Here is a 23358-nt window from a genome sequence, read left to right on the forward strand (position 1 = left end):
CGTGCGACCACCCTGGTACGCCGACGGCGTGTTGCGCGACCGGGACGTCGCGCCCCGCGCGTGGCGCGCCCCGGTCCCGGCCTGGAGGCGCGTGGCGGGGCCGCCCCGGGCCTCCCGTCCGGCGCGGTGCGGCGCGGCGCGGCCGCGCGCCACGGCACGCGCGCCGAGAGGGCGCGAACCGTCGCTCTCGCCGGCGGACGGCGACACTTCGCGACCACGCGGCACCGCGGATGCGGCGTGTCCCGACCGATCGACGGCGCCCGCCCACGTGAGTCACCGAGCGCCACGCCGCCACGCCCGGGAATGTGGGTGGCCGCGGTTAGGCTGTTCCCACACCGCAGCAGCTCCCGCGAACCGGAGGTTCCGTGTCGGATTCCGACTCCTTCGTCCACCTGCACGTGCACAGCGAGTACTCGATGCTCGACGGTGCCGCGCGTCTCGGCGACCTCGTGGCCGAGACGGCCGCGCAGGGCATGCCCGCCGTCGCCGTCACCGACCACGGCAACATGTTCGGTGCGTTCGAGTTCTGGAAGGCGGCGAAGGCCGGCGGCGTCAAGCCGATCATCGGGACCGAGGCGTACATCACGCCGCGCACGCACCGCTCCGACAAGACCCGCGTGCGCTGGGGTGACGGCGGCGGGGACGACGTCTCCGGTGCGGGTTCGTACACCCACATGACGATGTTCGCCGAGAACACCACGGGCATGCACAACCTGTTCCGGCTGTCGTCGAAGGCCTCGCTCGAGGGCTACTACTTCAAGCCCCGCATGGACATCGAGCTGCTGCAGGAGTACCACGAGGGCATCATCGCGACGACGGGCTGCCCCTCGGGTGAGATCCAGACGCGCCTGCGCCTCGGGCAGTACGACGAGGCGGTGCAGGCCGCGGCGGACTACCGCGACATCTTCGGCAAGGAGAACTACTTCGCCGAGATCATGGACCACGGGCTCGAGATCGAGCGGCGGATCATGAGCGACCTCATCCGCCTCGCGAAGGACCTCGGGATCCCGCTGGTCGGCACGAACGATCTCCACTACACGCACGCCCACGACGCCAAGTCGCACGCGGCCCTGCTCTGCGTCCAGTCCGGCGCGACGCTGAACGACCCGAACCGGTTCAAGTTCGACGCCGACGAGTTCTACCTCAAGACCCCGCAGCAGATGCGGCACCTGTTCCGTGACAGCCCGGAAGCCTGCGACAACACGCTGCTCATCGCCGAGCGGTGCAACGTCGAGTTCGACACCGCGGCGAACTACATGCCGAAGTTCCCGGTGCCCGAGGGTGAGACCGAGCACTCCTGGTTCGAGAAGGAGGTCCGCAAGGGCCTCGAGTACCGCTACCCGGACGGCATCTCGCCCGAGGTGCAGGAGCGCGCCGACTACGAGGTCGGGATCATCAACCAGATGGGCTTCCCGGGGTACTTCCTCGTCGTCGCCGACTTCATCAACTGGTCGAAGAACAACGGCATCCGCGTCGGACCGGGCCGTGGTTCCGGCGCCGGGTCGATGGTGGCGTACGCGATGCGCATCACCGACCTCGACCCGATCCGGCACGGCCTCATCTTCGAGCGGTTCCTCAACCCGGACCGCGTCTCGATGCCCGACTTCGACGTCGACTTCGACGACCGGCGCCGCGGTGAGGCGATCAAGTACGTCACGGAGAAGTACGGCTCCGAGCGTGTCGCGCAGATCGTCACCTACGGCACCATCAAGGCGAAGCAGGCGCTCAAGGACTCCTCGCGCGTCCTCGGCTTCCCGTTCGGCATGGGCGAGAAGCTCACCAAGGCGATGCCGCCGCCCGTGATGGGCAAGGACATCCCGCTCACCGGGATCTTCGACAAGGACCACCCGCGCTACAAGGAGGCCGTCGACGTCCGGACGGTCGTCGAGACCGACCCCGAAGCGAAGACGGTCTTCGACACCGCGCTCGGGCTCGAGGGGCTGAAGCGCCAGTGGGGCGTGCACGCCGCCGGCGTCATCATGTCGAGCGACCCGCTCATCGACATCATCCCGATCATGAAGCGGGAGCAGGACGGCCAGATCGTCACGCAGTTCGACTACCCGGCAGCGGAGTCGCTCGGCCTGATCAAGATGGACTTCCTGGGGCTCCGCAACCTCACGATCATCAGCGACGCCCTCGACAACATCCGGACGAACCGGGGGACCGAGCTCGACCTCGAGACGATGGGCCTCGAGGACGACGAAGCCTACAAGCTCCTCCAGCGCGGCGACACGCTCGGGGTGTTCCAGCTCGACGGTGGCCCGATGCGCGGTCTGCTGCGGCTCATGAAGCCGGACAACTTCGAGGACATCTCCGCGCTCATCGCCCTGTACCGTCCTGGGCCGATGGGTGCGAACTCGCACACGAACTACGCGCTGCGCAAGAACGGCGAGCAGGCGATCACCCCGATCCACCCGGAGCTCGCCGAGCCGCTGGCCGACATCCTGGACCAGACCTACGGTCTGATCATCTACCAGGAGCAGGTCATGGCCATCGCACAGAAGGTCGCCGGCTTCTCACTCGGCCAGGCGGACATCCTCCGCCGCGCGATGGGCAAGAAGAAGAAGTCCGAGCTCGACAAGCAGTTCGCGGGCTTCGAGCAGGGCATGAAGGACAACGGCTACTCCGACGCGGCGATCAAGACGCTGTGGGACATCCTGCTGCCGTTCTCCGACTACGCGTTCAACAAAGCGCACTCGGCCGCGTACGGCGTGGTGTCCTTCTGGACGGCCTACCTCAAGGCGCACTACCCGGCCGAGTACATGGCCGCGCTGCTCACGAGCGTCGGCGACGCTCGCGACAAGCTCGCGCTCTACCTCAACGAGTGCCGCCGCATGGGAATCAAGGTCATGCCGCCGGACGTCAACGAATCGATCGGGTTCTTCGCGGCCGTCGGCGACGACATCCGGTTCGGCATGGGCGCGATCCGCAACGTCGGCTTCAACGTCGTCGACGACATCGTGAAGGCGCGGACCGAGAAGGGCGCGTTCGAGTCGTTCCACGACTTCCTCCGCAAGATCCCGATCTCCTCCGCGAACAAGCGGACGGTCGAGTCGCTCATCAAGGCCGGCGCCTTCGACGAGTTCGGCAACAGCCGACGCTCGCTCGTCGAGATCCACGAGGGAGCCGTCGAGTCCGCGGTGAAGGTCAAGCGCGACGAGGCCAACGGCAACGTCGGGTTCGACTTCGACTCCCTCTTCGCCGAGGTCGCCGAGGAGCAGCCGACGGCCGCACCGGTCTCCCAGGTGCCGGACCGCCCCGAGTGGTCGAAGCGCGACAAGCTCGCGTTCGAGCGGGACATGCTCGGGCTCTACGTGTCCGACCACCCGCTCGCCGGCCTCGAGATCGAGCTCGCGAAGCACCAGTCGATCACCATCGCGGACCTCATCGCGGCGGACGACTCCGTCGAGGGCGAGACGGTCACGGTGGCGGGACTCCTCACGAGCGTGCAGCACCGCGTGGCGAAGTCGTCGGGCAACCCCTACGGCATCGTCCAGATCGAGGACTTCGGCGGCGAGATCGGCGTCATGTTCCTCGGCAAGACGTACCAGGAGTTCGGGCCGTCGCTCGTGGCGGACTCGATCGTCGTCCTCCGCGGCCGCGTGAACGTCCGTGACGACGGCAAGGCGCTGCACGCGGTCAGCATGTTCCAGCCGAACGTCGGCGACGTCATGGGTTCCGGTCCGTTGACGCTGTCGTTGCCCGAGCGGCAGGCGACCACCGAGACGGTCACCGAGCTCGCCGCGGTGCTCGGCCGGCACAGCGGGGAGACCGAGGTCCGGCTGAAGCTGCTCAAGGACGACGTCGCCCGGACGTTCGAGCTGCCGTTCCCGGTGAACCTGACGCCCGACCTGTTCGGCGAGCTGAAGAGCCTGCTCGGCCCGCGCTGCCTGGTCTGACGTGTACGGCGCGCCCGGTGACGCCGCGGCACCGCCCGACGCTGCGGTGCTGGCGGCGTTCGGCGTCGCCGACATCGCGCCGGTTCGCCTCGTCGGCGGACGCGGCATGACCTGGCGCGCCGGCCCGGTCGTGCTCCGCCCGCACGACGAGGCCGCAGTCACCGACTGGCGCGCCGCCGTGCTCGACGGCCTCGACGACACGCCCGCGTTCCGGACGCCCCGGCCGGTCCGCACCACCACCGGAGCGTGGCGTGCGGGGGAGTGGGAGGCATAGGCGTGGGTACCGGGTCGACCCGACCCCTCGCGGGTCGAGGCCGTCGTCGACGCGGGGCGCGCCTTCCACGACGCGATCGCCGGGCTGCGTCGTCCCGCGTTCCTGGAGGACCCGTCAGAGCTCCTCGACGACGCCTGGTCGCGCGCGGACCGGATGGCCTGGGGCGACGAGCCGCTGCCGGCCGACCCGACGCTCGACCGGCTCGCGCAGGCGTTCCGGCCGGTGGCGACCCCGTCGCAGCTCGTGCACGGGGACCTGCTCGGCAACGTCCTCTTCGCCGACGGCGCCCCGCCGACGATCATCGACTGGCCGCCGTACTGGCGTCCCGCCGGCACCGGTGAGGCGGTCGCCGTGGTCGACGCGGTCTGCTGGCAGGGCGTCCCGACCTCCGCGCTGGTGCCGCTCGGGCACGGCACCCCGGACTGGCCGCAGCTCCTCGTCCGCGCGCTCGCGTTCCGCATCGCGACGCTGCACGTCCTCGGTGCGTGGGACGACCTCGCGGTGGCACGGCACGCTGCGGTCGTCGAGGCGGTCGCCCCCGTCTGACGGCCTGGAGGCACGGCCCGGCCCCGCCAGGAGGCTGTCGGCCGTCGTCGCTAGGCTTGGTGCCCTGATGATGCAGCGAATCGACCTCCGTGGTGGCCTCCCCGCCCGCGCCGAACTCCTCCGCCTCATGCCGCGTGCCGTCGGTGACGTCTCGCACGCCGTCGACGCCGCTCGCGAGCTCGTCGACGCGGTGCGGGAGCACGGGGCGGCGGCGCTCCGCGAGCAGGCCGACCGTTTCGACGGCGGTGCCCCGGAGCACGTGCGGGTGCCGGCGGCCGAGATCGCGGCAGCGGTCGCGGGACTCACCCCCGAACTCCGCACGGCCCTCGACGAAGCGATCCGCCGTGTCCGTGCCGCGAGTGCCGCCCAGGTGCCCGCCGGGTCCGTCACCACCCTCGCGGACGGGGCCGAGGTGCACCAGCGCTGGCAGCCGATGCGTCGTGTCGGGCTCTACGTGCCCGGTGGCAAGGCCGTCTACCCGTCGAGCGTCGTCATGAACGTCGTGCCCGCGCAGATCGCCGGTGTCGGCTCGATCGCGTTGGTGTCCCCGCCGCAGCGTGCCCACGGCGGACACGTCCACCCGACGATCCTCGCGGCAGCGGGGCTCCTCGGCGTGGACGAGGTCTACGCGATGGGCGGTGCCGGCGCGGTCGGTGCCCTCGCGTACGGCGTGCCGGAGATCGGCCTCGAGCCGGTCGACCTCGTGACGGGCCCCGGCAACAACTACGTCGCGGCGGCGAAGCGGATCGTCCGCGGCACGGTCGGCATCGACTCCGAGGCCGGCGCCACCGAGATCCTCGTGATCGCCGACGACTCGGCCGACGCGGGGTACGTGGCCGCCGACCTCATCAGCCAGGCCGAGCACGACGAGCAGGCGGGCAGCGTGCTGGTGACCACGTCGCCGGCGTTCGCCGATGCGGTCGAGGCCGCGATCCCGGAACGCACCGAACGCGTGGGGACCGCCGCGCGCCTCCAGACCGCCCTGGACGGTCCGCAGTCCGCGATCGTGCTCGTGGACTCGCTGGCCGATGCCGCGGCCGTGAGCAACGCCTACGGGCCGGAGCACCTCGAGATCCAGACCGCCGACGACGACGCGGTCCTCGCCGACATCGACGCCGCGGGTGCGGTGTTCGTGGGACCGAGCACACCGGTGAGCCTCGGCGACTACCTCGCCGGGTCGAACCACGTCCTGCCGACCGGTGGGCAGGCGCGGTTCGGGTCCGGGCTCTCGGCGTCCACCTTCCTGCGGCCGCAGCAGGTGATCCGGTACTCGGCCGAGGCGCTGGCCGAGGTCGCGCCGCACATCGTGGCGCTCGCGACCGAGGAGCAGCTGCCCGCGCACGGGGCCGCCGTGACGGAGCGCACGAACCGATAGCCTGGGCACGCCATGTTCTGCCCCTTCTGCCGCCATCCGGACTCCCGCGTCGTCGACTCCCGCACGAGCGACGACGGCACCTCCATCCGTCGCCGTCGCCAGTGCCCGAACTGCGGGCGCCGGTTCTCGACGACCGAGACGGCGTCGCTCAACGTCGTGAAGCGCAACGGCGTCACCGAGCCGTTCAGCCGCGACAAGATCGTCTCGGGTGTCCGGAAGGCGTGCCAGGGCCGTCCGGTGACCGACGGCGACCTCGCGATCCTCGCGCAGCGTGTCGAGGAGACCGTGCGGTCGTCCGGCTCCAGCCAGATCGACGCGAACGACATCGGGCTCGCGATCCTCGCGCCGCTCCGTGAGCTCGACGAGGTCGCGTACCTCCGCTTCGCGAGCGTGTACCAGGCCTTCGACTCCCTCGAGGACTTCGAGGACGCCATCGGCCAGCTCCGCCTCGACCACCACGCCGCTGCCCGTCCCGAGGGCGCGGACGCGTGAGCGTCGGCGTCGAGCGAGCCATCCGCGGCGGGTACGAGGTCGTCTTCCGCTCCGTGTTCGCGAACATGGACCCGGAGCGAGCCCATCACCTCGCGTTCGCCGTCATCCGGGTGATCCCGCACGTGCCGTTCATCGGGCGACTCGTCGAACGGTCCTCCCGCCCGTCGGCCGCCGACGGCATCACGACGATGGGGATCCACTTCCCGTCGCGGTTCGGTCTCGCGGCCGGGTTCGACAAGGACGCGAAGGGCATCCGGGGTCTCGGCGTGCTGGGGTTCGGCCACGTCGAGGTCGGCACGATCACCGCCAAGCCGCAGCCCGGCAACGAGCGACCACGGCTGTTCCGACTCATCCCGGACCGGGCACTCATCAACCGGATGGGGTTCAACAACCACGGCGCACCTGCTGCGTCGCGTCGCCTCGAACGGGCACGACGCAACTCCGGCAGGCCGGTCATCGGCGTCAACATCGGCAAGAGCCGCGTGGTCGACGTCGCGGACGCGATCGACGACTACCTCGAGTCGACGCGGCTCCTCGCGCCGTTCGCCGACTACCTCGCCGTGAACGTCAGCTCGCCGAACACACCGGGGCTCCGTGGTCTCCAGGAGCTCGACCAGCTCCGGCCGCTCCTCACCGCCGTGCGCGACGCCGCAGGGCGGACCCCGGTGCTCGTGAAGATCGCGCCTGACCTGACCGACGAGCAGATCGACGCCATCGCCGGACTCGCTGTCGAGCTCGGGCTCTCCGGGATCATCGCGAACAACACCACGATCGACCGTTCCGGGCTGCAGACCCCGGCGGCCGAGGTCGAGGCGATGGGAGCGGGCGGCCTCTCCGGTGCGCCGCTCGCTGCCCGGTCGCTCGACGTCCTGCGGCGTGTCCGGGCTGCCGTCCCCGAAGACTTCTGCGTCATCGCGGTCGGGGGAGTGACGAGCGAACAGGACGTGCAGGACCGCGTCGAAGCCGGGGCGACGCTCGTGCAGGGCTACACGGCCTTCCTCTACGAGGGGCCGACCTGGGCTGCGCGCATCAACCACCTCCGTCGTCGTCGGCTGCGGCGCGCCGCTCGCTGACGGCGGGCGGGCGGGCAGCCCGGGCGAGCGGGCAGCCCGGGCGGGCGGGCAGCCCGGGCGGGCGGGCAGCCCGGGCGCGCTCGGGCTCGGCATCGGAGTGGCAGGCGCGCAAGACGCGGTCGCGCGCGAGGTCACGACACCCCGCTCAGCTTCAGCGGCCGGTCACGAAGGGTCGCTCTCGGCGCTCGTGACCGACGGCTCGTGACCCTTCGGCGTGAGCGCGGCGGGGAGTCGTGACCGGTTGCAAGGCGGGCCCGGGCGCGCTCGGGCTCGGAATCGGGGTGGCAGGCGCGCAAGACGCGGTCGCGCGCGAGGTCACGACACCCCGCTCAGCTTCAGCGGCCGGTCACGAAGGGTCGCTCTCGGCGCTCGTGACCGACGGCTCGTGACCCTTCGGCGTGAGCGCGGCGGGGAGTCGTGACCGGTTGCAAGGCGGGCCCGGGCACGGGCACGGGCACGGGCACGAGCACGGGCACGGGCGCGGCGGCGGAGGTGAGCGGCATGTCGCGCGACCAACTCGACGCATTCCGCACCCAGGAACGCAGGAGCGCCGCCCGACCGAGGTCGAGCGGCGCTCCGAGCAGGACGTCCGGACGGACGCCGGTCAGACGGTGGGGTACTGCCGGCGACCCACCTGCGGCTTCGGCAGGCGGAGGAACCGCAGCTGCCACGTCCGCGTGAGGATGTAGAGGAACGTGCCGCGCTGCATCGACCCGAACTTGTTCGTCAGCTTCTTGCGAAGCGACAGCCAGAGGACGACGCAGTCGAGCACGAACAGCGCGACGAACGCCCACACGAGCAGCAGCGCGTAGGACGCCAGCACGGTCTGCGAGGCCGCGAACCCGACGATGAGGAAGAGCACGAGCACCGGCATCATGACCTCGCCGATGTTCCACCGCGCGTCGATCCAGTCGCGCACGAACCGACGCTGCTCGCCGCGGTCCTTCGCGGGGAGGTAGCGCTCCTCGCCGTTCGCCATGCCGACGCGGGCCTTCTCGCGCTCCGTGTTCAGCCGGGCGCGCGCCGCCTTCTTGTCCGCGGGGGAGTTGCCGACGAGGGGGCGACGGTTCGCGGCCTCACGCTCACGGCGGCTCGGCGTCGGCCGACCCTTGCCCTGCTCGAGGAGCTCGGCCTCGGACGGGTTGACGGTCGTGTTGGTCTTGGGGGCTGCCTTCGCCACGGTGGGTTCCTGACTGCGGTTGCGTGCTGGATCGTCCTCTAGATTACGGGACATGACCGACACCGACCAGCACGCAGCAGCCACCGACCCCGCGCTCCTCGACGCCCTGCGCGAACACGTGCAGGGGGCGCTGCCGGCGACCATCGCCGACCTGTCCGCCCTCGTCCGCCTGCCCTCGGTGTCGTGGTCGGCGTTCGACCCGGCGAACGTCCGCGCGAGTGCGGAGGCGGTCGCGGACCTGGCCCGGAGCACCGGTGTGTTCGCCGACGACGCCGTGCGCATCGTCCGCTCGGCCATCGAGGGCGACACCCCGCAGGACACCAGCGCCCCGCAGGACAACAGCGCCCAGCAGGACACCACCGCCCCGCAGGACACCGACGGCGCCGACGTGGAGCTCGGCCAGCCCGCGGTGCTCGCGGTCCGCCCGGCGCGGAACGGCAAGCCCACCGTCATGCTCTACGCGCACCACGACGTGCAGCCCCAGGGTGACGAGGCCCTCTGGGAGACGCCGCCGTTCGAGCCGACCCTCCGCGGCGACCGCCTCTACGGCCGCGGTGCCTCGGACGACAAGGCCGGCGTGATGACCCACATCGCGTCCCTCCGGGCCATGCACGCGCAGTTCGGCGACGACCTCGACCTCGGTGTCGTGCTGTTCGTGGAGGGCGAGGAGGAGTTCGGCTCACGGTCGTTCCGCACGTTCCTCCGCGAGCAGAAGGAGCACCTCGCCGCCGACGTGATCGTCGTGGCCGACAGCGACAACTGGTCCGCCGAGGTCCCCTCGATCACGGTGTCGCTCCGCGGCAACGTCACCTTCAAGCTCACCCTGACGACCCTCGAGCACGCGAGCCACAGCGGCATGTTCGGCGGCGCGGCCCCGGACGCGATGATCCCGATGGTGCGCCTGCTCGCCTCGCTCCACGACGACGACGGCTCGGTCGCGGTCGAGGGCCTCACCTCGTACGACGCCGACGTCCCCGAACGCTCCGACGACGAGCTGGCCGCGGACGCCGCGCTCCTGCCCGGTGTCCGCCCGGTCGGCACCGGCCCGGTGCTCAGCCGCATGTGGTTCCAGCCGTCGATCACCGTCACCGGCATGGACGTCCCGAGCGTCGCCAACGCGTCGAACACGCTCCTGCCGACCGTGAGCGCCCGGATCTCCGTCCGCGTCGCACCCGGCCAGTCGGCGGTCGAGGCGCGCGACGCCGTCGAGCGCCACCTCCGCGCGCACGTGCCGTTCGGCGCGCACCTCGAGCTCAGCGAGCCGGACGCCGGCGACGGGTTCCTCGTCGACACCGCCGGGTGGGCCGTGCAGGACGCCCGTGTCGCGATGCGTGAGGGCTGGGGCGCCGAGGCGGTCGAGCAGGGCATCGGCGGGTCGATCCCGTTCGTCTCCCACCTGGCCGCGGAGTTCCCGGAGGCACAGATCCTGGTGACCGGCGTCGAGGACCCCGACACCCGTGCGCACAGCCCGAACGAGTCGCAGCACCTCGGCGTGCTGCACCGCGCGATCGCGTCGGAGACGATCCTCCTGGCGCGGCTCGCGACGCGCTGACGCGCTCGCTCAGGCACGCTGACGCGCTCGCTCCGGGCGCGCTGACGCGCGTGACGACGGACGGGAGGCCCGTGGCGACCCCGCCACGAGCCTCCCGTCCGTCCGTCCTCACCACTGTCCACAGGCCTGCTCCGTCCACAGCGCCGCCGTGACCTGCTGCGCCCGTCGGCGGGGCGTGCTTACAATCGACCCGGGGCACGGTGATCCGCACCGGCCCGGAGGGAGACGCGCGATGAGCGACACCATCACCGAAGCGCAGACCGCTGCGACCGAGACGGCGACGCACGGTGTGCAGCTGAGCGACGCGGCTGCGGCCAAGGTGGCGAGCCTCCTCGAGCAGGAAGGGCGCGACGACCTCCGCCTGCGCCTCGCGGTCCAGCCCGGCGGCTGCTCCGGTCTCATCTACCAGCTCTACTTCGACGAGCGCCTGCTCGACGGCGACACCACGGCCGGGTTCGAGCCCGGCGTCGAGGTCGTCGTCGACAAGATGAGCGTCCCGTACCTCGACGGCGCCACGATCGACTTCGAGGACACCATCCAGAAGCAGGGCTTCACCATCGACAACCCGAACGCGCAGGGCAGCTGCGCGTGCGGCGACAGCTTCCACTGACGCCGACGGCCCGCACCACGGGCGACACGCGAGCGGGGAGTGACCGGACTGGTCGCTCCCCGCTCGCGTTTCTCGTGGTCAGGGCGGTCGTCGAGCGCGCGGATCGGGGCCACGCGGGCCACACGTGTGCGCGAGCTGTCCCCGGCTGCGAGTAAGCTAGGAGTGTTCCAACCGAGCTGGGAGTGAGCCATGAGCGACCTTCGTGTCGCGGCTCATCCGGCTTCACGTCACTCCGAGAGGTAACAGTGCGTTCGAATCGCCGTATACGTTGGGCGGCCATCCCGGTGGCCGTCGGTCTGGTCATCGCACTGGCTGGCTGCACGCAGCAGCAGCTCAACGGATGGCTCCCCGGCACGGAGGAGACGAAGAACGTCACGAACCACACGAGCCGCATCGTCGGCCTGTGGACCACGAGCTGGGTCGTGCTGCTCGCGGTGGGCCTGATCGTCTGGGGCCTCATCATCTGGGCCGCGATCGTCTACCGCCGCCGCAAGGGCCAGACCGGCCTCCCGGTGCAGATGCGGTACAACATGCCGCTCGAGATCTTCTACACGATCGTCCCGCTCATCCTCGTGCTCGGCTTCTTCGCCTTCACCGCGAAGGACCAGGCCGACATCGAGCGTCCGTTCGCCAAGGCCGACGCGACGATCCACGTGTACGGCAAGCGCTGGGCGTGGGACTTCAACTACATCAACGAGTCCGACCAGTCGAAGAGCGTCTACTACCAGGGCATCCAGGCCCAGGAAGAAGACAACGGCAAGGGCGCCATCGACGAGTCGCAGCTGCCGACGCTGTACCTGCCCCAGGGCAAGAAGGTGCACATCGAGCTCTCGTCGCGCGACGTGAACCACTCCTTCTGGGTGATCGACTTCCTCTACAAGAAGGACATGATCCCCGGCAAGCAGAACGACGAGTACTTCATCCCGGAGAAGCTCGGCACCTACCAGGGCAAGTGCGCCGAGCTCTGCGGCGAGTACCACTCGCTCATGCTCTTCCAGGTGAAGGTCGTCACGCCGGACGAGTACCAGGCGTACCTCGACAAGCTGACCGAGCAGGGCAAGGTCGGCCTCCTCGGTGACGAGTACAACACCAACACGAACGAACCGAACAACAAGGCGCCCGTGACGGCGTCCGAGAACGAGTAGGGGCTCCGTCAGATGACCACGTCGCTCGTCGGCCAGCCGGCGGCAGGCACCACGACCCTGGACTTCCAGGCGTCGAAGGTGGGCCGCAAGGGCAACATCATCGTCCGGTGGATCACCTCCACCGACCACAAGACCATCGGGTACATGTACCTGATCGCGTCCTTCATCTTCTTCCTGCTCGCGGGTGTGATGGCGCTCGTCATCCGTGCCCAGCTCTTCGAGCCCGGCCTGCACGTGGTGGCGACGAAGGAGCAGTACAACCAGCTCTTCACGATGCACGGCACGATCATGCTGCTGCTCTTCGCGACGCCGCTCTTCTCGGGTTTCGCGAACGCGGTCATGCCGCTGCAGATCGGTGCGCCGGACGTCGCCTTCCCGCGACTCAACGGCTTCGCGTTCTGGCTCTACGTCTTCGGCGCGCTCATCGCGGTCGGCGGCTTCCTCACCCCGCAGGGCGCCGCGTCGTTCGGCTGGTTCGCGTACGCGCCACTGAGTGACACGACGTTCACACCCGGCCTCGGTGGGACGCTCTGGGTCTTCGGCCTGGGCATGACCGGCTTCTCGACGATCCTCGGCGCGGTGAACTTCATCACGACGATCATCACCATGCGTGCGCCGGGCATGACCATGTTCCGCATGTCGATCTTCACGTGGAACACCCTCGTGACCGCGCTCCTCGTCCTGATGGCCTTCCCCGTCCTCGCGGCGGCGCTCTTCGGCCTCGGCCTCGACCGCGTGTTCAACGCCCAGGTCTTCAACCCGGCGAACGGCGGTGCGCTCCTCTGGCAGCACCTCTTCTGGTTCTTCGGCCACCCGGAGGTCTACATCATCGCGCTGCCGTTCTTCGGCATCGTGTCGGAGATCTTCCCGGTCTTCAGCCGCAAGCCGATCTTCGGGTACAAGACCCTCATCTACGCGACCATCTCCATCGCGGCCCTCTCGGTCACGGTGTGGGCGCACCACATGTACGTCACCGGTGGCGTCCTGCTCCCGTGGTTCTCGCTCATGACGATGCTCATCGCGGTCCCCACGGGCGTGAAGATCTTCAACTGGGTCGGCACCATGTGGCGCGGCTCGGTGACCTTCGAGACCCCGCTGCTCTGGTCGGTCGGCTTCCTCATCACCTTCACCTTCGGTGGTCTCACCGGCGTGATCCTGGCGTCGCCGCCGCTCGACTTCCACGTGTCCGACTCGTACTTCGTCGTCGCGCACTTCCACTACGTGGTCTTCGGCACCGTCGTGTTCGCGATGTTCGCCGGGTTCTACTTCTGGTGGCCGAAGTGGACCGGCAAGATGCTCAACGAGCGCCTCGGCAAGATCCACTTCTGGCTGCTGTTCATCGGGTTCCACACGACGTTCCTCATCCAGCACTGGCTGGGCGTCATCGGCATGCCGCGTCGGTACGCGACCTACCTGCCGAACGACGGCTTCACCTGGATGAACCAGCTGTCGACGATCGGTTCGATGATCCTCGCGATCTCGTTCCTGCCGTTCATCTTCAACATCTACGTCACCGCCCGGAACGCACCGAAGGTCGCCGTGAACGACCCCTGGGGCTACGGCCGTTCGCTCGAGTGGGCGACCAGCTGCCCGCCGCCGCGGCACAACTTCACGTCGATCCCGCGGATCCGTTCCGAGTCCCCGGCGTTCGACCTGAACCACCCCGAGGCCGGCGTGCCGATCGGTGTGGGTCCGGCGAAGGACGCCCCGGACGCTCCGACCTACGACGCTGCGAAGGGCGAGGTGAAGTAACGCCATGCGCGCCAACACCAACCTGTTCTGGATCCTGTTCGTCTTCTTCATCCTCGCGGATGCGGCGTACACCATCTGGGCTGTCATCACCTACTCCCACCCGGAATGGGTCGGCACGGTCTCCATCGGACTCACCGGGATCATGTCCGCGTTCATCGCGTTCTACCTCGGCAAGGTCATGTCCTCCCAGGGCGGCGTGCTGCCCGAGGACCGTCCGGACGCCAACATCGAGGACGGCGACGCCGAGCTCGGGCACTTCAGCCCGTGGTCGTGGTGGCCGATCCTCCTCGCGGCGGCCGTCGGTGTGATCTTCCTCGGCGTCGCGGCCGGCCTCTGGCTCGTCCCGATCGGCATGGCGTTCGTCGCCGTGACGCTCGTGGGCTGGGTCTACGAGTACTACCGCGGGAACTTCGGGCACTGACCCCGCACCCCTGACGACCTTCGGGCGGCACCACATCCGGTGCCGCCCGAAGTGCGTCCGGACTCCGCGCGGCGGACTCGGCTCGCCGCGCAGCGCACTCCACCAGACTCCCCGGCCCTCGGACTGGGAACAACACGGCCCGCTCCCGGCTTGACTCGGAACGGACCACCCCCACCACAGCGAAAGGAGTCACCTCAGGTGACCGACAAGCGCACCCTCATCATCTTCGGCGCGACGGGCGACCTCGCCTCCCGCCTGCTGCTGCCGGGCCTCGGCACGTTCCTGCAGAGCGGTCGAGCGGTCCCCGTCCAGCTGATCGGGACGGGCCGCAGCGCCCGGAGCGAGGAGCAGTGGAAGGACGTCGTCACGAAGTCGTTCGCGTCGCAGGACGTGAAGGGCCCGGAGGTCGACGCGACCCTCGAGTCGACGCAGTTCATCCAGGGCGACCCGACCGACCCGAAGCACCTCGAGGCGCTCCTCGCCGCGGCGGACTCCGAGCCGATCCTCTACTTCGCCCTCCCGCCGCAGATCGCCTCCGACATCTGCGAGGCCCTCCAGGAGGTCGAGCTGCCCGCGGGCACGACCCTCGCCTTCGAGAAGCCGTTCGGCACCGACGTCGACAGCGCGAAGGCCCTCAACGAGACCGTCCTCAAGCTCGTCCCCGAGGAGCGCGTCCACCGCACCGACCACTTCCTCGGTCGCACGACGGTGCTCAACATCATCGGCCTGCGCTTCGCGAACCGTCTGTTCGAGCCGATCTGGAACGCCGAGAACATCGAGAAGGTCGACATCTTCTACGACGAGACCCTCGGGCTCGAGAACCGCGCGCAGTACTACGACGAGGCCGGCGCGATGGTCGACATGATCCAGTCGCACCTGCTGCAGATCCTCGGCATCGTGACGATGGACGCCCCGGCCGACATCGACGCGGTCGAGTTCCGCTCGTCCCTGGCCCGGGTGCTCCGCTCGACCGAGCTCAAGGGCGGCGACCCGAAGGTCGCGTCGCGCCGAGCGGTGTACACGGCCGGCACGATCGACGGCAAGGAGCTGCCGTCGTACCAGGACGAGGACGGCGTCGACAAGTCGCGCCAGACGGAGACGCTCGCCGAGATCTCGGTCGAGGTCGACACCGCGCGCTGGAAGGGCGTGCCGTTCACGCTGCGGTCCGGCAAGGCCCTCGGCGCCAGCCGGAAGGAGGTGCTGATCACCTTCAAGCCGGTGACGCGCCTGCCCTCCGGCCTCTCGGGCCGCCCGAAGACGGACACGCTCCGCATCGTGCTGAACCCGGACGAGATCGAGCTGACGGTGTCGGCGAACGGCGGCGGCAACCCGTTCGAGATGGGCCAGGTCACGCTGTCGTCGTCCTTCGCGGACGGGGAGCTGACGCCCTACGGCGAGGTCCTCAACGGGATCTTCCACGACGACCCGCTGCTCTCGATCCGCGGCGACGTCGCGGAGCGCTGCTGGGAGATCGTCGAGCCGGTCGTCGACGCCTGGAAGGCGAACGAGGTCCCGCTCGAGGAGTACCGCGCCGGTTCGCGCGGGCCGGCCGACTGGGTGAGCTCGTCCTGACGGACGTGACCGCCGCGCCCTGAACGGGCGCACTGCACGGACGGGAGGCACGGTGCCAGCTGGCACCGTGCCTCCCGTCCGTTGCCGGGTCGCGTCCCAGCGGATGGCGTCTCAGGCGGTGTCGCCCGCTCGCTCGCCCGCACCGGTCCACGACCGCGTGCCGCCGTCGTGGACCGCCAGACGCGTCCGGTGCCCGGCGGACGCGCCACGGGCGCGAGCGATGGCGTCCGCCGCGGACACGAGGGTCAGGTGCGACAGCGCCTGCGGCGTGTTGCCGATGTGGTGACCGGTCTCGACGTCGATCTCCTCGGACAGCATCCCGACGTCGTTCGCGAATCCCACGAGCACGTCCATGAGCCGTTCGGCGTCCTCGATGCGGCCGGACGCGGCGTACTGCTCGACGAGCCAGAACGAGCACGCCAGGAACGGGTGCTCGCTGCCCGACAGCCCGTCGAAGCCGGCGGACGTCCGGTAGCGGAGCACCAGGCCGTCGTCGCCGGTGCGGAGGTCCTGCTCGATCGCGGCCACGGTGCCGGTCATCTGCGGGTCGTCGGCCTTGATGTAGCCGATCTGCGGCAGCACCAGGAGGCTCGCGTCGACCTCGTCGGTGTCGTAGTGCTGCCGGTAGGAGCCGCGTTCGGCGTTCCAACCGTGCTCCTCGATCTCGGCCCGCACCTGGTCGCGCAGCGTGCGCCACCGGTCGACGGGGCCCTCGAGGCCGAACTCCTCGACGGCCGCGACGCCGCGGTCGAACGCCGCCCAGATCATCGCCCGGGAGTGCGTGAAGTGGCGACGTGGGCCGCGCATCTCCCAGATCCCGTTGTCGGGCTCCTGCCAGTGCTCCTCGACGTAGCCGAGCAGGGCTCGTTGCAGCGCCCAGGAGTCCGCGTTCTCCTCGACGCCGAGCTCTCGGGCGTCGTGCAGCGCGGCGAGGACCTCGCCGAACACGTCGCCCTGGTACTGCGTGTACGCGCCGTTGCCGACGCGCACCGGCGTCGAGTGCGCGTACCCGGGCAGGTTCTCGAGCGTCCGCTCCGGGAGTTCGCGCTCGCCGGCGACGCCGTACATGATCTGCACGTCCGCGGGGTCGCCCGCGATCGCCCGGAGGAGCCACCCGCGCCAGTGGGTCGCCTCGTCCCGGTAGCCGTGGGCGATGAGGGACGCCAGCGCGAGCGAGGCGTCGCGGAGCCAGACGTACCGGTAGTCCCAGTTCCGTTCGCCGCCCGGGTCCTCCGGGAGGCTCGTGGTCGCGGCGGCGACGACCCCGCCGGTCTCCGCGTGGGTCATGGCCCGCAGCAGCAGCAGCGAGCGACGCGTGGCGTCGACGTAGCGGCCGTGGGTGCGCACCGGGGCCATCCAGTCCTCCCACCACCGGGTCGTGCGGTGCAGCGCCTCCGTCACGTCCATCGGTGCCGGCGGTTCCCGGTGCGACGGGTACCAGGTCAGCACGGTGTCGATGACTTCGCCGTCGCGCACGGTCGTCGTCGCGGTGTGGCTGTGGTCCCGCGCGTGGAACCGGGGTCCGCGGACGATCACCGAGCCGGGTCCGGCGGTCGCGAGGAGCGCGGGGTCGTCGTCGCCGCCGATCTGGCGGACCCAGGGGAGCGCCCGGGCGTAGTCGAACCGGATGGTGAGGACCTGCTCCACGTCGACGGATCCGCGGAGGCCCCGGACGCGCCGGACGATCGCGGCGCGGTGGGCACCGATCGGCATGAAGTCGGTGACCTCGACCACGCCCGAGCTCGTCGTCCAGACCGTCGAGAGGACCAGTGAGTCGCCGACGTACCGACGGTGCGACGTCGCGTCCGGGTCGGTCGGACGGGTGGACCAGCCGCCGTGCTCGGCCGAGCCGAGCAGGGCCGCGAAGGTCGACGGGCTGTCGAAGCGGGGGAGGCAGGCCCAGTCGACCGTGCCGTCCCGCGTGACGAGCGCCGCGGTGTAGGTGTCGCCGATGAGGGCGTGGTCCTCGATGCGCGCAGAGTGCATGATCCCGATCGAACCACGCGGCCGCCCCGGGGAGGCTGCGCTGAGGAGGCCCTCAGCCGGGCACCGGGTCGTCAGTGGTCGTCGAGCAGCCCGACCCGCTGGAGTTCGGTCCAGAGGCCGGCGCCGTCGGGGGCGAACACCCACGGCGCCGCCGAGTCCCGGGACCGCTCCTGTGCCCGGGAACGGCCACCGGCGAGGACGGCCTCGCTCGTGGAGAGCTGCCGGATCGCGACGCCGGCGACGTTCTCCGGGTGCTCCCGTGCGAAGTCGCCGTACAGCGACTCGTCGTGCTGGCCGTCGTCGCCGACGAGCAGCCACTGGACGTCGGGGAAGTCCCGGGCGAGGCGGCGCAGGTTCTCCTGCTTGTGCAGCTGCCCGCTCCGGAAGAAGCGGTCGTGCGTCGGACCCCAGTCGGTGAGCAGCAGCGTGCCGGTCGGGTACATGTTGCGCGTGAGGAACCGCTGCAGCGTCGGGGCGACGTTCCACGCACCGGTCGACAGGTACACCGTCGGTGCGCCGGGGTGCTGCGCCAGGACGCGTTCGTAGAGCACGGACATGCCCGGGACGGGCCGGCGGGCGTGCTCGGTGAGGACGAACGAGTTCCACGCGGCGAGCATCGGACGGGGGAGGCTCGTGACCATCACCGTGTCGTCGATGTCGGACAGCAGCCCGAACCGCGTGTCGGGGTGCACGACGAACACGTCCGCCTCGACGTCGCGGGAACCGCCCGCGGAGAGCTTGATCGTGCGCCACCCGGGCTCGAGGTCGATCGGCACGATGGCGTCGACGACCCCGCCGCGGTCGGACTGCACGACGTGGCTCCGGCCCCCCGCGGTGACGGTGACCTCGGCGGAGTCGACCGCGACGCTCGTGAAGCTCTTCCACCCGCGGACCCCGACGTAGGAGGCGTCGGAGGCGAGCCCGCGGCGGGTGAGGAGCACGCGGGCGAGGACCCGCACCCAGCCGGGTGCACCGTAGCCGGTGTAGGGGATCACGGTCGGCACGAGTCCGCGGCGGCGCGCGCGCTGCTCGCGGAACTCCTGCACGGCGTCCTCGATCCGTGCCGCCCGGTGGAGGATCGGCTCGGCCAGCGACGGCTCGTGGGGCGTCGGGTCGGGCATCGCCCCATCATCCCACGCCGGGGCGACCTCGGACCCGCGGGTGCTCGGCACGGACGACCCGGGCGTGCCGCCCCGGGCGACCCGAGGATGCTCATGCAGGATTGGGAGAGTCGCAGCCGAGTTCCAGACGGAGTCTGCGAGAGTTGCGGGGACACCACCGCCCACGTGTCGTGTGGACGGTGAAACACAACGCGCCACGCGCCTGCCGCGGGCGGGACGCGTCGAGGACGCGAGAAGGAGTACACGTGCTCGTCACCGAGGTATCGAACGCACTGCCGGGGGGATCATCACTGCTCAGGAACGAGCCGGTCCAAGCCCGCAGTTCGGCGCGCCTCGCCGGCCTCCTCGACGCCGCGGCCGCGGTCATCGACGAGATCGGGTTCGAGCGGCTGACGACGGCGATGGTCGCCGAGCGGGCAGGCGCGTCCATCGGGACCGTCTACCGCTACTTCCCGGACCGCATCGCCGTGGTCGAGGCCCTGGCGATCCGCTGCACGCAGCGCCTGGCCGCCCGGTTCGTCGAGGCGCTCGACGCGAGCGGTGCCGCCGACTGGCGCGCCGGTTGCGACGCGCTCATCGACATGACGGCCGACATGTACCGGACGGAGCCCGGGTTCCGGGCGATCCGGTTCGGCGACACGGCCGACACCGGTACCGGGGACGACGACGACCGCATGGCCGCGCTCGGGGGTGCCGTCAGCCAGGTGATGCGGGAGCGCTTCGGTCTGCCGGAGAGCGAAGCCGTCGACCGCGCGTGGACCGTGCTCGCCGAGTCCGGCCACGCCGTGCTCGCGCGGGCGCACGCCGACCGTGACGCTCCGGACCAGGCACTCGTCGAGGCGTACCGCACGATGACCCACACCTACCTCGAGGCGGTCCTCCGCGACGCCTGAGCCGCCCCCACCCGTCCGCCGACGCCCGCGCTCCGAACAGGGACGCGGGCGTCGTCGCGCGCGCCCACCGAGCGGGCGTCGCTGTCCATGAGGCGACACGGGGCGTCACCGCGCAACCGCTGTCGGTCCCCACGGGTACTGTCGTGCGGAGTCGGGCTACCTCCGAACAGAAGGGCACCCACCATGATCGAGTTCCGGTCGGTACGGAAGACGTACCCGGACGGCACCACCGCGGTCGAGGACTTCCACCTCGTCATACCCTCCCGAACCACGACGGTCTTCGTCGGGTCGAGCGGTTGCGGCAAGACGACCCTCCTCCGGATGATCAACCGCATGGTGGACCCGACGTCGGGGTCGGTGTCCATCGACGGCGAGGACGTCGCGTCGGTCGACCCGGTCCAGCTCCGCCGGCGGATCGGCTACGTCATGCAGAACGCCGGGCTCCTGCCGCACCGCCGCGTGGTCGACAACATCGCGACCGTGCCGCTGCTGACGGGTGTCGGCAAGGCGCAGGCGCGCGAGCGCGCGCTCGAGCTCATGGACACGGTCGGCCTCGACCGGGCGTTCGCGAACCGCTACCCCTCGCAGCTCTCCGGTGGCCAGCAGCAGCGCGTCGGCGTGGCGCGCGGGCTCGCGGTCGACCCGAACATCCTGCTCATGGACGAGCCGTTCGGCGCCGTCGACCCCCTCGTCCGCAACGACCTGCAGGACGAACTGATCCGCCTGCAGCGCGAACTCGGCAAGACGGTGGTCTTCGTGACCCACGACATCGACGAGGCGTTCAAGCTCGGCGACCAGGTCGTCATCCTCAAGAAGGGCGGCGAGATCGCCCAGCAGGGCACGCCGGCCGAGATCCTCGCCGAACCGGCGGACGACTTCGTCGCGAACTTCATCGGTGCGGGCCGTGGCCGGCGTGCGCTCCGGGTCGAGCAGACCCCGACGGGGCCGATCGTCGTGGACGGCGACGGACGTGCCGCCGGGGTCCTCACCGGCCCGGTCCAGGTGGTCGACGCCGCGGCCGCCGTCCCGCAGGGTGCAGAGGCCGGAGCGCGTGACACCGCCCCGGGTGCTCCGGCGCAGGGTGGGGGACCCCGGTGAACTGGGTCCTGTCGAACCTCGACACGATCGGGGACGCGACGACCGCGCACCTGGCGATCGCGATCCCGCCGATCATCATCGCGTTCGTGCTGTCGATCCCGATCGGATGGCTCGTCGTCCGTCTGCAGCGTCCGGGCAGCTCGCGCTTCTCCGCAGGGCTCGGCAGCGGCATCGTGACCTTCGCCGGCCTGCTCTACGCGATCCCGTCGCTGGCGCTCTTCGTGGCGCTGCCCGGCATCATCGGGACGAGCCTCACGAGCCCGGTGAACGTGATCATCAGCCTGACGATCTACGGGCTGGCGCTCATGGTCCGGTCGACGGTGGACGGGCTGACCTCGGTCGACGGCGCGACGGCCGCGGCCGCGACCGCGATGGGGTACTCGTCCGCGCAGCGGTTCTTCCGCGTCGAGCTCCCGCTGGCCGGGCCGGTCCTGCTGGCCGGACTCCGCGTCGTCGCGGTCTCCACGATCTCCCTGACGACCGTGGGCGCGGTCCTCGGGATCCAGAGCCTCGGCTCGCTCTTCACCGACGGCCTCGCGCGCGGCATCTACGAGGAGATCATCTCCGGCATCGTGATGGTGCTCGTGCTCGCATTCGCGATCGATGCCGTGCTCGTCCTGGTCGGTCGGCTCGTGATGCCGTGGACCCGTCGCACGCGGACGAGCCAGCGCTCCGCGCGCCGGGTGCTCCAGCGGACGGAGGTGGCCTCGTGATCATCGGCGACGCGTTCGGGTGGGTCTTCGACCCGCAGAACTACTCCGGTCTCAACGCCATCCCCGGTCGGCTCTGGGAGCACGTCTGGATCACGCTGTTCGCGGTCCTCATCGCCTCGGTCATCGCGATCCCCATCGGCTACGCGATCGGCCACACCGGGCGTCTGCGGGGCTTCTCGATCGGGGTGTCCGGCGGCGTCCGCGCCCTGCCGACGCTCGGCGTCCTGTCGCTCTTCGGCCTCCTGCTCGGGATCGGCCTGCAGGCGCCGCTCCTCGCGCTGGTCATCCTGGCCATCCCGTCGGTGCTCGCCGGGGCGTACTCGGGCATCGAGTCCGTCGAACCCGTCACCGTCGACGCCGCCAAGGCGCAGGGCATGACCGGCTGGCAGGTGCTGTGGAAGGTCGAGATCCCGCTCGGGCTGCCGCTCCTCATCGGCGGGATCCGAGCAGCCGTGCTGCAGGTCGTCGCCACCGCCACCCTGGCCGCCTACGTGGGCGCCGGTGGTCTGGGCGGCTACTTCTTCCTCGGGCTCAAGACCCAGGACTACGCCGAGATGCTCGGCGCCTCCATCCTCGTGATCGCACTCGCGATCGCGTTCGAGATCGTGTTCGCCGCACTCCAGCGGGCGGCGGTGCCGAAGGGCACTGCCGACCCGTCGGCCCGGCGGCGCCAGGGGTCGCGCGAGCGGTCCCGCAATCCCATCCCGGAAGGAACTCCATCGTGATCACAGCAAAGATCCGTGCCGGCGTCGCAGCAGCGCTGGCACTGGGCGTCGCGGCAGCCCTCAGCGGCTGCGCGTCGAGCAACCCGCTCGACAGCGGCTCCAGCAGCTCCAGCGACTCGAAGACGATCGTCATCGGGTCGCAGCAGTACTACTCGAACGAGATCATCGCCGAGATGTACGCGCAGGTCCTCGAGAAGGACGGCTTCCAGGTGAAGCGGAACTTCAACATCGGGCAGCGTGAGATCTACCTGCCGCAGCTCCAGAAGGGCGCGATCGACGTCATGCCCGAATACAGCGGCAACCTGCTGCAGTACTACGACAAGAAGGCCACCGCGAAGACCCCGTCGGAGATCGACGCGGCGCTTCAGAAGGCGCTGCCGTCCGGCCTCCGAGTCCTCGACGAGGCCGAGGCGACCGACCAGGACAGCTACACGGTCACGAAGCAGTTCTCCGAGGAGAACGACGTCACGAGCCTCGCCGACCTCAAGAACGTCGAGAAGACGCTCACCGTCGGCGCGAACTCCGAGTTCCAGACCCGACCGTACGGTCCGAAGGGGCTGAAGTCGGTCTACGGCGTGGACGTCGACTTCAAGGCGATCGAGGACTCGGGCGGCGCCCTGACGGTGAAGGCGCTCAAGGACGGCACCGTCCAGCTCGCCGACATCTACAGCGCGGACCCGAGCATCAAGGCGAACGACTTCGTCTCGCTGAAGGACCCCGAGAACCTGATCCTGCCGCAGAACGTCATCCCGGTGGTGTCGAAGAAGGTCGACGACAAGGCGGCCGCGGACATCGACGAGGTGAGCAAGGTGCTCACCACCGATGCGCTCATCGAACTCAACGCGAAGAGCGTCACCGACAAGGAGAAGGCGTCCACCATCGCGAAGGACTTCCTCACCGAGAAGGGCCTGCTGTAACAGCGCGTTCCACA

The 23358-nt window shown here is 70.3% G+C and carries 19 protein-coding genes and 1 pseudogene; 17 read left to right on the plus strand and 3 right to left on the minus strand.

The window, feature by feature from the left end; all coding sequences use genetic code 11:
- Positions 1 to 416 precede the first annotated feature (416 nt).
- The 6 genes and pseudogenes from dnaE (at position 417) to MON03_RS06440 (ending at position 7659) form a co-directional block, all read left to right on the plus strand.
- Positions 417 to 3899: a DNA polymerase III subunit alpha gene (gene dnaE, locus MON03_RS06415; RefSeq protein ID WP_042726743.1), complete on the plus strand. Its 3483-nt coding sequence runs from the start codon at positions 417 to 419 to the stop codon at positions 3897 to 3899.
- A 1-nt stretch (position 3900) separates the two neighbouring features.
- Complete coding sequence (locus MON03_RS06420) at positions 3901 to 4173, plus strand: hypothetical protein (RefSeq protein WP_242091144.1); 273 nt, start codon at positions 3901 to 3903, stop codon at positions 4171 to 4173.
- Positions 4174 to 4209: 36 nt separating this feature from the next.
- Positions 4210 to 4719: pseudogene (locus MON03_RS06425) on the plus strand (hypothetical protein); the annotation flags it as partial.
- Positions 4720 to 4786: 67 nt separating this feature from the next.
- The gene (gene hisD, locus MON03_RS06430) at positions 4787 to 6094 is read left to right on the plus strand and encodes a histidinol dehydrogenase (protein WP_242091148.1); all 1308 of its coding nucleotides are present in this window, start codon (positions 4787 to 4789) and stop codon (positions 6092 to 6094) included.
- A 12-nt stretch (positions 6095 to 6106) separates the two neighbouring features.
- A complete protein-coding gene (gene nrdR, locus MON03_RS06435; RefSeq protein WP_022904268.1) occupies positions 6107 to 6586 on the plus strand; it encodes a transcriptional regulator NrdR in 480 nt (159 codons plus the stop codon).
- Positions 6583 to 7659 (plus strand): quinone-dependent dihydroorotate dehydrogenase, encoded by a 1077-nt coding sequence (locus tag MON03_RS06440; protein WP_277927280.1) that lies wholly within the window; start codon positions 6583 to 6585, stop codon positions 7657 to 7659. Before nrdR ends, MON03_RS06440 begins: the two co-directional genes overlap by 4 nt.
- A 604-nt stretch (positions 7660 to 8263) precedes the next feature.
- Here the strand turns inward: MON03_RS06440 and MON03_RS06445 are convergent.
- Entirely contained in the window at positions 8264 to 8839 is a 576-nt protein-coding gene (locus MON03_RS06445) for a DUF3043 domain-containing protein (protein ID WP_022904271.1), read from the minus strand.
- Positions 8840 to 8891: 52 nt separating this feature from the next.
- On the opposite strand from MON03_RS06445, the gene MON03_RS06450 reads away from it, so the two are divergent.
- From MON03_RS06450 to MON03_RS06475, 6 genes are all read left to right on the plus strand, one after another.
- Positions 8892 to 10391, plus strand: coding sequence for a dipeptidase (locus MON03_RS06450; protein WP_242091150.1), 1500 nt, complete (start codon positions 8892 to 8894; stop codon positions 10389 to 10391).
- Between the two features lie 232 nt (positions 10392 to 10623).
- Entirely contained in the window at positions 10624 to 11001 is a 378-nt protein-coding gene (locus MON03_RS06455; protein ID WP_022904273.1) for a HesB/IscA family protein, read from the plus strand.
- A 245-nt stretch (positions 11002 to 11246) separates the two neighbouring features.
- On the plus strand, positions 11247 to 12146 hold the full coding sequence (ctaC, locus tag MON03_RS06460) for an aa3-type cytochrome oxidase subunit II (RefSeq protein ID WP_022904274.1): 900 nt from the start codon (positions 11247 to 11249) through the stop codon (positions 12144 to 12146).
- Positions 12147 to 12158: 12 nt separating this feature from the next.
- Positions 12159 to 13898 carry an aa3-type cytochrome oxidase subunit I gene (gene ctaD, locus MON03_RS06465; RefSeq protein WP_022904275.1) on the plus strand — a complete coding sequence of 580 codons (1740 nt, stop codon included), beginning with the start codon at positions 12159 to 12161 and terminating at the stop codon, positions 13896 to 13898.
- 4 nt (positions 13899 to 13902) lie between these two features.
- On the plus strand, positions 13903 to 14319 hold the full coding sequence (locus MON03_RS06470; protein ID WP_022904276.1) for a cytochrome c oxidase subunit 4: 417 nt from the start codon (positions 13903 to 13905) through the stop codon (positions 14317 to 14319).
- A gap of 198 nt (positions 14320 to 14517) precedes the next feature.
- A complete protein-coding gene (locus MON03_RS06475; RefSeq protein ID WP_022904277.1) occupies positions 14518 to 15891 on the plus strand; it encodes a glucose-6-phosphate dehydrogenase in 1374 nt (457 codons plus the stop codon).
- 111 nt (positions 15892 to 16002) lie between these two features.
- Here MON03_RS06475 and MON03_RS06480 read toward each other — a convergent pair whose 3' ends face one another.
- Positions 16003 to 17877: a glycoside hydrolase family 15 protein gene (locus MON03_RS06480; RefSeq protein ID WP_242091152.1), complete on the minus strand. Its 1875-nt coding sequence runs from the start codon at positions 17875 to 17877 to the stop codon at positions 16003 to 16005.
- Between the two features lie 71 nt (positions 17878 to 17948).
- Positions 17949 to 18998, minus strand: a complete 1050-nt coding sequence (locus MON03_RS06485; RefSeq protein ID WP_242091153.1) for an App1 family protein phosphatidate phosphatase — start codon at positions 18996 to 18998, stop codon at positions 17949 to 17951.
- A gap of 245 nt (positions 18999 to 19243) precedes the next feature.
- On the opposite strand from MON03_RS06485, the gene MON03_RS06490 reads away from it, so the two are divergent.
- From MON03_RS06490 to MON03_RS06510, 5 genes are all read left to right on the plus strand, one after another.
- Entirely contained in the window at positions 19244 to 19891 is a 648-nt protein-coding gene (locus MON03_RS06490) for a TetR/AcrR family transcriptional regulator (protein ID WP_242091155.1), read from the plus strand.
- A 183-nt stretch (positions 19892 to 20074) separates the two neighbouring features.
- Positions 20075 to 20989 carry an ABC transporter ATP-binding protein gene (locus MON03_RS06495; RefSeq protein ID WP_022904281.1) on the plus strand — a complete coding sequence of 305 codons (915 nt, stop codon included), beginning with the start codon at positions 20075 to 20077 and terminating at the stop codon, positions 20987 to 20989.
- The gene (locus tag MON03_RS06500) at positions 20986 to 21702 is read left to right on the plus strand and encodes an ABC transporter permease (protein WP_242091157.1); all 717 of its coding nucleotides are present in this window, start codon (positions 20986 to 20988) and stop codon (positions 21700 to 21702) included. The genes MON03_RS06495 and MON03_RS06500 overlap by 4 nt, the downstream gene beginning before the upstream one ends.
- Positions 21699 to 22427 (plus strand): ABC transporter permease, encoded by a 729-nt coding sequence (locus MON03_RS06505; RefSeq protein ID WP_022904283.1) that lies wholly within the window; start codon positions 21699 to 21701, stop codon positions 22425 to 22427. Before MON03_RS06500 ends, MON03_RS06505 begins: the two co-directional genes overlap by 4 nt.
- Complete coding sequence (locus tag MON03_RS06510) at positions 22424 to 23344, plus strand: ABC transporter substrate-binding protein (RefSeq protein WP_175328640.1); 921 nt, start codon at positions 22424 to 22426, stop codon at positions 23342 to 23344. The genes MON03_RS06505 and MON03_RS06510 overlap by 4 nt, the downstream gene beginning before the upstream one ends.
- Positions 23345 to 23358 lie beyond the last annotated feature (14 nt).

The organism is Curtobacterium sp. DN_7.5 (assembly GCF_022655355.1).
GTDB lineage: Bacteria > Actinomycetota > Actinomycetes > Actinomycetales > Microbacteriaceae > Curtobacterium > Curtobacterium luteum.